This is a genomic window from Endozoicomonas sp. 8E, from assembly GCF_032883915.1.
In the GTDB taxonomy this organism is placed as follows: Bacteria; Pseudomonadota; Gammaproteobacteria; order Pseudomonadales; family Endozoicomonadaceae; genus Endozoicomonas_A.
The window spans coordinates 6,658,627-6,670,269 of sequence record NZ_CP120717.1 but is presented as its reverse complement, the minus strand read 5'-3'; the positions used below and the strand labels follow the sequence as shown (position 1 = coordinate 6,670,269).

Annotated in this window: 6 protein-coding genes; 4 read left to right on the top strand and 2 right to left on the bottom strand. The window is 49.4% G+C overall.

Going from position 1 to position 11,643, the window contains the following annotated elements; all coding sequences use genetic code 11:
• Nucleotides 1–124: 124 nt before the first annotated feature.
• The 4 genes from rpoB (at nt 125) to P6910_RS23660 (ending at nt 9,588) form a co-directional block, all read left to right on the top strand.
• Entirely contained in the window at nt 125–4,201 is a 4,077-nt protein-coding gene (gene rpoB, locus P6910_RS23675; RefSeq protein WP_317143698.1) for a DNA-directed RNA polymerase subunit beta, read from the top strand.
• Nucleotides 4,202–4,265: 64 nt separating this feature from the next.
• Entirely contained in the window at nt 4,266–8,477 is a 4,212-nt protein-coding gene (gene rpoC / locus P6910_RS23670; RefSeq protein ID WP_317143697.1) for a DNA-directed RNA polymerase subunit beta', read from the top strand.
• Between the two features lie 288 nt (nt 8,478–8,765).
• A complete protein-coding gene (locus P6910_RS23665) occupies nt 8,766–9,092 on the top strand; it encodes a UPF0175 family protein (protein ID WP_317143696.1) in 327 nt (108 codons plus the stop codon).
• Nucleotides 9,093–9,213: 121 nt separating this feature from the next.
• On the top strand, nt 9,214–9,588 hold the full coding sequence (locus P6910_RS23660; RefSeq protein ID WP_317143695.1) for a DUF3368 domain-containing protein: 375 nt from the start codon (nt 9,214–9,216) through the stop codon (nt 9,586–9,588).
• 13 nt (nt 9,589–9,601) lie between these two features.
• Here P6910_RS23660 and P6910_RS23655 read toward each other — a convergent pair whose 3' ends face one another.
• Entirely contained in the window at nt 9,602–10,972 is a 1,371-nt protein-coding gene (locus tag P6910_RS23655) for a Fic family protein (RefSeq protein WP_317143694.1), read from the bottom strand.
• A 112-nt stretch (nt 10,973–11,084) separates the two neighbouring features.
• Nucleotides 11,085–11,612 (bottom strand): hypothetical protein, encoded by a 528-nt coding sequence (locus P6910_RS23650; RefSeq protein WP_317143693.1) that lies wholly within the window; start codon nt 11,610–11,612, stop codon nt 11,085–11,087.
• Nucleotides 11,613–11,643 lie beyond the last annotated feature (31 nt).

Sequence of the window (11,643 nt, the reverse complement as noted above, 5' to 3'; positions counted from 1 at the left end):
GTAACGGTTGAAATCACCGTTTTTTAATTGGGTATCAAAAGGGGGCCACCCGCCCTCAATAAACCTAGATGGCCAGACCAGACGGTCTGAAGCCAGAACCAGGTGACCAAGCTGGGGAACGCTGATGGCATACTCGTATACAGAGAAAAAACGCATCCGCAAAGACTTCGGCAAACTGCCGCATGTCATGAATGTGCCCTATCTTCTGGCGATTCAGCTTGATTCTTATCACAAGCTGCTGCAGTCCGGAAAAGAGCCGACCGCACGTGAAGACATCGGTCTTCATGCTGCATTCAAATCCGTATTTCCAATCGTAAGCTACTCTGGAAATGCGGCGCTGGAATACGTGAGCTACAGGCTCGGTACTCCTGCGTTTGATGTCAAGGAATGTCAACTTCGTGGTGTAACTTACGCAGTACCTCTGCGTGTGAAAGTGCGCCTGATCATTTATGACAAAGATTCTGCCAACAAGGCAATCAAAGATATCAAGGAACAAGAAGTTTACATGGGCGAAATTCCGCTCATGACTGAGAACGGTACTTTTGTAATCAATGGTACTGAGCGTGTTATCGTATCTCAGCTTCATCGTTCTCCTGGTGTATTCTTTGACCACGACCGTGGTAAGACACACTCTTCAGGCAAGCTGCTGTACTCCGCCCGTGTCATTCCTTACCGTGGCTCATGGCTGGACTTCGAGTTCGATCCGAAGGACATGCTCTACGTGCGTATTGACCGTCGTCGTAAGCTGCCTGCTACGATCCTTCTGCGTGCCCTGGGCATGAGTAATGAAGAGATCCTGAATTACTTCTTCGATACTGTAGATTTCAGCATCGGTTCTGAAAATGTCAGTACCGAGTTTGCCGCCGAGCGTCTGCGTGGTGAAGCTGCAAGCTTTGACATTAAAGACGGTGAAGGTAATGTTCTGGTTGAACAGGGGCGTCGTGTTACTGCGCGTCACATCCGTCAGCTGAAAAAAGCCAATATTGAACAGCTGGAAGCTCCTGTTGAGTATATTTTCGGAAAGGTTTTGGCCAAAACCGTTGTAGATTCCGCGACCGGTGAGATCATTGTTGACTGCAACACAGAAATTACTCTGGAAGTATACGAAAAGCTGCTGGCAGCTGGTATCAAACAGGTTGAAACCCTGTACATCAATGAACTGGATTGCGGTTCATACATTTCCGACACGCTGCGCAGTGACACTACTACAAACCGTCTGGAAGCTCTGGTAGAAATCTACCGCATGATGCGTCCCGGCGAGCCACCCACTCAAGAAGCAGCAGAAACCCTGTTTGGTAACCTGTTCTTCTCTGCAGAGCGTTATGACCTCTCTGCAGTAGGTCGTATGAAATTCAACCGTCGTTTGGGTCGTGAAGAAGACATCGGTTCCGGTGTTCTGGACAACGCTGACATTGTTGATGTTCTGAAGACGCTGGTAGACATCAGAAATGGTCAGGGTATCTGTGACGATATCGACCATCTGGGTAACCGTCGCGTCCGTTCTGTGGGTGAAATGGCTGAAAACCAGTTCCGTGTCGGCCTGGTTCGTGTTGAGCGTGCCGTTAAGGAACGTCTGAGTCTGGCAGAGTCTGAAGGCCTGATGCCTCAGGATCTGATCAACGCCAAGCCTGTTGCAGCGGCTATCAAGGAATTCTTCGGTTCCAGCCAGCTGTCCCAGTTTATGGACCAGAACAACCCGCTGTCCGAGGTGACTCACAAGCGTCGTGTATCAGCACTCGGCCCAGGGGGTTTGACCCGTGAGCGTGCCGGTTTTGAAGTTCGGGACGTACATCCGACCCACTACGGTCGTGTATGCCCTATCGAAACGCCTGAAGGTCCGAACATCGGTCTGATTAACTCTCTGGCAACCTATGCCCGTACTAACGACTATGGTTTCCTGGAGTCGCCATACCGCAGAGTTGTGGATGGTAAAGTAACGGATGAGATCGATTACCTGTCTGCCATCGAAGAAGGTGAGTACGTTATCGCTCAGGCCTCTGCCAAGATGGACGACAGTAATAACCTGACGGAAGAACTGGTTAACGTTCGTCATCGTAACGAATTTACTCTGATGGGGCCTGAAAAAGTCCAGTACATGGACGTTTCGACCAAGCAGGTGGTTTCCGTTGCAGCATCCCTTATTCCATTCCTCGAGCACGACGATGCAAACCGCGCCTTGATGGGATCGAACATGCAACGTCAGGCCGTTCCAACCCTGCGGGCCGACAAGCCTCTGGTAGGTACCGGCATGGAGCGTAACGTAGCTTCTGACTCCGGTGTTTGTGTTGTTGCTCAACGTGGCGGTGTGATTGATACCGTTGACGCTGCCAAGATTGTTGTTCGTGTCAACAACGACGAGCTGCAGCCCGGTGAAGCCGGTGTCGATATCTACAACCTGACCAAGTATACCCGTTCTAACCAGAATACCTGTATCAACCAGCGTTCTCTGGTTCGTGCCGGTGAAACCATCGCCCGTGGTGATATTCTGGCTGACGGCCCATCTGTAGACATGGGTGAGCTGGCTCTGGGTCAGAACATGCGTGTAGCGTTCATGCCATGGAACGGTTACAACTTTGAGGACTCGATCCTTATTTCCGAGCGTGTCGTACAGGAAGACCGCTTCACCACGATCCATATTCAGGAACTGACCTGTGTCGCTCGTGACACCAAGCTGGGACCAGAAGAAATTACTTCTGATATTCCTAATGTCGGTGAGTCTGCGCTGAACAAACTGGATGAAGCCGGTATTGTTCATGTTGGTGCTGAAGTTGGTGCCGGTGACATTCTGGTCGGTAAGGTAACTCCTAAAGGCGAAACCCAGCTGACTCCGGAAGAAAAACTGCTGCGTGCGATCTTCGGTGAGAAGGCTTCCGACGTTAAAGATACTTCTTTGCGTGTGCCAACTTCTGTCAAGGGTACCGTTATCGACGTACAGGTATTCACCCGCGACGGCGTTGAAAAAGACAGTCGTGCCCAGGGCATCGAAAAGGCGGCTCTGGACGAATACCGCAAGGACTTGAACGAAGAGTTCCGTATCGTCGAAGAAGATACCTTCGACCGTTTGCGTGAAGCTCTGCGTGGTCAGCCTGTTGACCGTGGTCCTGGCCTGAGCAAGGGCAACACTATCACTGACGAGTTCCTCAATGGTCTGGAACACGAACAGTGGTTCCGTCTGTCCATGTCTGACGAAGCGCTGAATGAACAGCTGGATCTGGCTAAAGAACAGTTGAAAGAACGTCGTGCACAGCTCGACGAGCGCTTCGAAGACAAGAAGAAAAAGCTGCAGACCGGTGACGACATGGCGCCTGGCGTCCTGAAAATCGTCAAGGTTTACCTGGCTATCAAGCGTCGTATCCAGCCCGGTGACAAAATGGCGGGTCGTCACGGTAACAAGGGTGTTATCTCCATCATCATGCCTGTCGAAGACATGCCCTATGATGAAGAAGGTAATCCGGTTGATATCGTACTGAACCCTCTGGGTGTACCGTCTCGGATGAACGTAGGGCAGGTTCTGGAAACTCACCTGGGTGCCGCGGCGCGTGGTCTGGGTCACAAGATCAACCGCATGATCGAGTCCCAGAAGAAAGTCGCTGAAGTCCGTGAATTCCTGGATCAGGTATACAACGGAGTGGGTGGCGGACGTGTTGAGGAGCTGGACAAGTTCACTGACGAAGAAGTCATGGAGCTGGCCAACAACCTGCGCGGCGGTGTACCGATGGCTACTTCAGTATTCGATGGAGCCAAAGAGTCTGAAGTGAAGGAACTGCTGCGTCTGGCAGACCTGAGCGACACAGGTCAGGTAAGATTGCACGACGGCCGTACTGGCGATGCCTTTGACCGTCCTGTCACTGTGGGCTACATGTACATGCTGAAGCTCAACCACCTGGTTGATGATAAAATGCACGCACGTTCTACAGGTTCTTACTCTCTGGTTACCCAGCAACCGCTGGGTGGTAAGGCCCAGTTTGGTGGTCAGCGTTTCGGTGAGATGGAGGTATGGGCACTGGAAGCCTACGGTGCTGCCTACACCCTGCAGGAAATGCTGACTGTTAAGTCTGATGATGTGACCGGGCGTACCAAGATGTATAAAAACATTGTCGATGGTGATCATCGAATGGAAGCCGGAATGCCCGAATCCTTCAACGTGCTGTTGAAAGAGATTCGCTCTCTGGGTATCGACATTGAGCTGGACACCGAATAACGAATACGTGAAATCTGCTGGTCGGGCCTAGTCTGGCCGGCGGGTGGATCGAGGAGATGCGATCTTGAAAGACCTACTGAATCTACTCAAGACTCAGGGCCAAACTGAAGAGTTTGACTCGATTCGTATCGGTCTGGCTTCCCCAGAAATGGTACGTTCCTGGTCTTACGGTGAAGTTAAAAAGCCGGAAACAATCAACTACCGTACGTTCAAGCCTGAGCGTGACGGCCTTTTCTGTGCCAAGATTTTTGGTCCGGTCAAGGACTACGAGTGCCTGTGCGGTAAATACAAGCGTCTTAAGCACCGTGGTGTCATCTGTGAAAAATGTGGTGTAGAAGTGGCCCTGGCGAAAGTTCGTCGTGACCGTATGGGTCACATAGAACTGGCTAGCCCTGTTGCTCACATCTGGTTCCTGAAATCCCTGCCATCCCGTATCGGTCTGTTGCTGGACATGACCCTGCGAGATATTGAGCGGGTACTTTACTTTGAGTCTTACGTAGTGATTGATCCGGGTATGACGACCCTGGAGAAGAACCAGCTGCTGAATGATGAGCAGTACTACGAGGCTCTGGAAGAGTTTGGTGACGACTTTGATGCCCGTATGGGTGCTGAAGCCATCAAGGCTCTGTTGGCAGACATCGAGCTGGGTGAAGAAGTTGACATGCTGCGTGAAGAAATTCCTCAGACCAACTCCGAAACCAAACTGAAGAAACTGAGCAAGCGTCTGAAACTGCTGGAAGCATTCCACAAATCAGGTAACAACCCTGAGTGGATGATTCTGACTGTGCTGCCGGTTCTGCCACCCGATCTGCGTCCTCTGGTGCCGTTGGATGGTGGTCGTTTTGCGACGTCCGACCTGAATGACCTGTACCGTCGTGTGATCAACCGTAACAACCGTCTGAAGCGTCTGCTCGATCTTAATGCTCCGGACATCATTGTCCGCAATGAAAAGCGTATGCTGCAGGAGTCTGTAGACGCGCTGCTGGATAATGGTCGTCGCGGTCGTGCTATCACTGGTTCCAACAAGCGTCCTTTGAAATCCCTGGCTGACATGATCAAGGGTAAACAGGGCCGTTTCCGTCAGAACCTGCTCGGTAAGCGTGTTGACTACTCTGGCCGTTCTGTAATCACCGTAGGTCCTACCCTGCGTCTGCATCAGTGTGGTCTGCCCAAGAAAATGGCTCTGGAACTGTTCAAGCCATTCATCTTCGGCAAGTTGGAAGCCAAAGGTCTGGCAACCACCATCAAAGCTGCCAAGAAGATGGTAGAGCGTGAAACCCCTGAGGTTTGGGACGTTCTGGCTGACGTAATCCGTGAACACCCGGTGATGCTGAACCGTGCACCTACACTGCACCGTCTCGGTATCCAGGCGTTCGAACCGGTTCTGATCGAAGGTAAGGCGATTCAACTGCACCCACTGGTGTGTGCGGCTTATAACGCTGACTTCGATGGTGACCAGATGGCGGTACACGTACCTCTGACTCTGGAAGCCCAGCTGGAAGCCCGTGCCCTGATGATGTCTACCAACAACATTCTGGCACCAGCAAGTGGCGAGCCTATTATCGTACCTTCTCAGGACGTAGTACTGGGTCTTTACTACATCACCCGTGACCGTATTAACGCCAAGGGTGAAGGCATGGCCTTCGTTGACGTTAACGAAGCCCTGCGTGCCTACCGTACCGGTCATGCTGATCTCCATGCCCGTATCAAGGTACGTGTTGCTGAAAAGTACAAAGACGACGACGGCGTAGAGCACAGCAATGCTTTCCTGGCAGATACCACCATTGGTCGTATCCTGTTATGGGAAATCGTACCTGAAGGTCTGCCTTTCGAACTGGTCAACCAGACCATGAAGAAGAAGGCGATCTCCCGTCTGCTGAATACCTGTTACCGCAACGTGGGTCTCAAGGAAACCGTTATCTTTGCTGACCAGATGCTGTACATGGGCTTCCACTATGCAACGATTTCCGGTTCCTCCATTGGTGTTAACGACTTTGTTATCCCGGGTGACAAGAGCCGTATCATTGATGACGCTAACGAAGAAGTGCGTGAGATTGAAAACCAGTTTGCTTCCGGTCTGGTGACCCAGGGTGAGAAGTACAACAAGGTAATCGACATCTGGTCCCGTGCCAACGAATTGCTGGCCAAGCGCATGATGGACAACCTGAAATCCGATACCGTGGTTAACCGTCAGGGTGAAGAGGAAGAGCAGGAATCCTTCAACAGCGTTTACATGATGGCCGACTCCGGTGCTCGTGGTAGTGCTGCACAGATTCGTCAGCTGGCCGGTATGCGCGGTCTGATGGCCAAGCCTGATGGCTCCATCATCGAAACGCCGATTACCGCAAACTTCCGTGAAGGTCTGAACGTACTGCAATACTTCATCTCTACTCACGGTGCTCGTAAAGGTCTGGCGGATACTGCTCTGAAAACAGCGAACTCCGGTTACCTGACCCGTCGTCTGGTAGACGTCGCCCAGGATCTGGTAGTGACAGAAGACGACTGTGGCACTGTCCGTGGCCTGCAGATGACACCGCACATCGAAGGTGGTGAAGTTGTAGAACCTCTCGGTGAACGTATTCTGGGTCGTGTGGTTGCTGAAGACGTACTCAAGCCGGGTGCAGAGAATGAAATCGCCGTACCTGCCGGTACCCTGATTGATGAGGCCTGGGTTAAGCGTCTGGAACTGATGAACGTTGACGAAGTCAGGGTTCGTTCTCCAATTACCTGTGAAACCCGTTACGGCATCTGTTCCAAGTGTTATGGTCGTGACCTGGGTCGCGGACACCTGGTTAACAAAGGGGAAGCGGTCGGCGTTATCGCTGCCCAGTCAATCGGTGAGCCCGGTACCCAGCTGACCATGCGTACCTTCCACATTGGTGGTGCTGCATCCCGTGCATCTGCACAGGACAACATCTCTGTTAAGAACAAGGGTACTGCCCGTCTGCTGAACCTGAAGCACGTTGAGCGTAAAGACGGTTCTCTGGTTGCTGTAAGCCGTTCTGGTCAGCTGGCTATTGCTGATGAATTCGGACGTGAGCGTGAGCGTTACAAGCTGCCATACGGTGCGGTTCTGTCTGTTAAGGACGGTGTTGACGTAGAAGCCGGTCAGATAGTGGCCAAGTGGGACCCACACACCCACCCGATCGTGACCGAACTGTCCGGTATTGTTAAATTCCTGGGTATGGAAGAAGGCATTACCGTCAAGACTCAGACAGATGAGCTGACCGGTTTGTCTAACATCGAAGTTCTGGATCCTAAGGATCGTCCATCTGCTGGAAAGGATATCCGTCCTGCTATCCAGTTGCTGGATGCCAACGGCAAAGAACTGAAGCTGCCTAATACTGATGTAACCGCTCAGTACTTCCTGCCTGCGAATGCTCTGGTGAACCTGGCCGACGGCGCGACGGTAGAAATTGGTGACGTAGTTGCCCGTATTCCACAGCAGTCCGGCGGTAACAAGGACATCACCGGTGGTCTGCCACGAGTGGCCGACCTGTTTGAAGCCCGTAAGCCTAAAGAGCACTCTATCCTTGCGGAAATCACCGGCACCATCGGCTTTGGTAAAGAGACCAAGGGCAAGAAGCGCTTGGTCATCACCCCGAACGATGGCAGCGATCCGTATGAAGAGCTGATTCCGAAGTGGCGTCACCTGAACGTGTTCGAAGGTGAACAGGTGACCAAGGGTGAGGTCATTTCTGACGGTCCTACCAACCCCCACGACATTCTGCGTCTGCTGGGCGTCGGTGAGCTAGCCCGTTACATCGTTAACGAAATCCAGGACGTATACCGTCTGCAGGGCGTTAAGATTAACGACAAGCACATCGAAACCATCCTGCGTCAGATGCTGCGTAAAGTTGAAGTTAGCGACACAGGTGATTCTTCTCTGATCCGTGGTGATCAGTTAGAACTGACTACTGTTCTGGAAGAGAATGAGAAGCTGGGCGATCAGGATCGGATTCCTGCCAAGTACGAGCGTGTTCTGCTGGGCATCACCAAAGCATCTCTGGCCACCGAGTCCTTCATCTCTGCGGCTTCCTTCCAGGAAACTACGAGAGTACTGACTGAAGCAGCCGTTACCGGTAAACGTGACTACCTGCGTGGTCTGAAGGAGAACGTGGTTGTGGGTCGTCTGATTCCTGCAGGTACAGGTCTGACTTACCACGAGGAACGTCGTAAGGGTCGTGAAGAGCCTGAGTTTGAAGTACCGAGCAAAGTATCTGCTTCTGAAGTTGAAGCGGCTCTGTCTGAAGCTCTTAACTTCGGCGAGGCGTAAAAATAAGCTGACGCCTGTTTTTATACGTTGAGCTAAGTTGGAAAGGCTGCCTTCGGGTGGCCTTTCTTATTTTCATAGAGCTTGTTGATGTCTCGTGAATGTTCAACGATGGCTTTTATTCGCCTGAAGTCTGCTGTGCTCTAACGCAGACACGGTAAGCTATTTCTATGCAACGCAATTTCGTGACAACCAATAGCAACTCACCGGAACAGCCTGAAATAGACAGCATTCACTTTTGTGCAATCTTTTGTAGACACAAAATAACTGCAAGCAGAGAGGGTGTCTTTTATGGAAATGTTTGGGATTAGGGATCTTCGTGAGCGCAGTGGTGATTTTTCCCGTACTGCCGAGTCAGGTCAGCTCGCAATGATCACTAAACGCGATACTCCGCTTATGGTTGGCATTCCTTTCACAAAGAAGCTCTTGGAACAGGGGATTGATCTCAATCTGGCTATCCACCTGTTCCAGAACCGATTGTTTACTCTGGCAAAAGCAGCACGTATTGCCAGCAAATCACTCACGGAATTCATACATGTGCTGGGAACCATGGGCATTGATGTTGTTGTTTATGATCCTGATGAACTTGACCGCGACTTGGACTCTCTGAGTTCATAGTTATGCCTGGACACACTAAAAACCCAACATTTAGGACACTAATTGTTGTTGATAGCAGCCCTTTGACAGCCCTGGATATACTGGATATTTTGGATGTATTGCCTGTTGTTGCTGATGACATATGGATGAAACGGTAAGAAACGAGTGTCTGGCAAAACAGGGAGCCCCTGGATCTGACGCAATTTTGATGGCGATTTCCAACAATACTTTACAGATAAAACCTGATCTACCTGGCCAAGATCAGCTGATAAGCCTTTTAAGCACCTGTCTGGACAAAGGAGAGGCTCAGGCAATCGCCCTTGCCAAAAAAAACGATGCCTTGTTTTTGATCGACGAAAAAATGGGTCGAGCTGCGGCTGAACGAATGGGTCTGAACATTACTGGCAGTTTAGCTTTGCTAATCAAAGCGAAGAGAGCAGGTCTTCTTGAAACCATCAAACCTGCTATTACGCGCTTGCAGAACGATGGCTACCGGTACTCGGGCAGGTTGGTTTAACGAGTGCTTCTGCCTATTTCCCAGCCAGCCAGATATAAAATTGGCTTTCTGATATTCCAAGGCCAATGATAGCGCCAGCATGGAGATTGTTAAGGTCGGTCATTGTCATAGCCATAAACCTTTCAACATCTCCGATGCCATTGTTCAGGCAGAATTGTTCGATACGTTGAGCCGCATCTTCACGGTGTAAATTATCACGGATGACCTGACCCATGACATGTTTTCTCAATTGTCGGTGTTGGACTCGGAAGGCATCGATCTCTCCCAGTGACTTTTTGACAACTTCGTACTGATTGCAGGAGCGAAGATAAGCCCAGGCAAATAGATCCAGCATAGGGCTAATGTCATTAAATTCATAAATTGCCAGCAATGCGGCAATATAGTCATCGCGGGGGACATCGGTAAAGCTTAGAGGGCATAGATTCTGCTTGATAAATGGGATATTACAAGTCAGGCGAGAGGTGCGTTTATTGACATCTTCAAATGCCTGCAAGTATGAAAGGTGCACCAGAAGAAAGAAGCTCTGTTCGAATGGGTCTTCTATTTTATTGGCTTTGACCAGTATCAGTTCCAGTATTTCTCTCAGGATATGAGGGTTTTCGAGAGGCGTGTAACTTGATTTTCCTATTTCGAGGGTAACTGTTCGGATGTTACCGCAACTCTGTGGATTTGCCAGTAAGTCCTGGGAGAGGAGGTTGTGCAGGTTGAACAGGGTAAAACAGTCGAGTTTGATCAATTCTGCATTTTCAATGAGAAACAGAATGGCTTCTTTGTGATTCATAATCATCACGGTTTCTTCATGAATTTTTCCATCGGCCATAATGCCATTTTCAATCAGCTTCTGAGTGTCAGGTTTTGAGTAAGTATTTCCCTCAAGTCGACTTGAGTTGTAAGACAGGTCAATCAGAAGTCTCTGACATATCTGACGGGCATAGGTGCCAGCGGCTAACTGTTGATCAAAGCGTTTACCTTCCAGGAACAGCTGTCTGCGAATGTCATAAGGGACATAACTTGTTTCGTTAGGGACATAAGCTTCGATAAATTCCCTGTTATAGGACACTCTCGTCCGGGCATGGAGCGGTGTTTCCAGCAAATAAAGAGCATTCTGGCTATTGGGGCTGAAAATTAAGCTCGATTTGTCCTTATTTTGTCTCTTACTATCGGTTCCGGAAAGATGAGCCGGGTAGTACTTTGTTGTTCTTTTGTTTCCTTCTTTTGCGATAACACCATTTGCACAAAGGCTGTTCAGTCGCCTCTGTAATGTCTTGTTATTTAAAGAAAAAGAAAGTAAAACTGAGATCTCTCTCCGAGCCAGTCCTCTTGAACTCAGTTCTATAACTTTAATGATTTCATGAAGTTGCTCGTCAATACTTAACGTCATCATTGTCTCTTAAGTGTGTCCTTTAAATTCTATTTGGACAATTATAGGACATGTAAAGGACAAATAAAGGACATTCTGGGGCGCTTAAAGGCAAACTGAGCTTAGACCGCAAATTTCATTCGAAATCAGCCTGAAAGACAATGGAATAAACGCCTCCCATCACTCTGACAAATGCGTCATTTTCATGCATTGGACGAATGTATAACTGATTGCCAGAACTGCTTCTTTGCACATCGATAAGAGCTGTTGTGATCATTACATGCCTGGGCTCTGTTGCAGGCTGTTGTGAGTTAAGAAATGTTCCTGCACTTGCGAGGTTATATAATCCCTCTGTAGTAACAAATGGTGTTTGTTGATTGTCACTGAGCTGCTTATAATGTGCAGCTAATGGAGAGTCTGGTACTTCGAAGGCTTCATGATGTAGATAGTGGTTCCCATCGCTTGTTCGTATCAGAAATCTTGTGAATATAGCTTGCCTTATGACAGCTATATGTTTCACCATTCCTATTGGTTTATCTATTAGAATTTTTCTTATTTCACCTTGATTGTTTTTGTATTCAAATTGATTGTTAGAAATCTTTTTTATTTCAGCAGTAGTAGAAATAAACGAGATAAATAAAAATATTATCATTGATCTTTTCACTGTGATTCTCTCTTGAAAATTTTACTTTGAT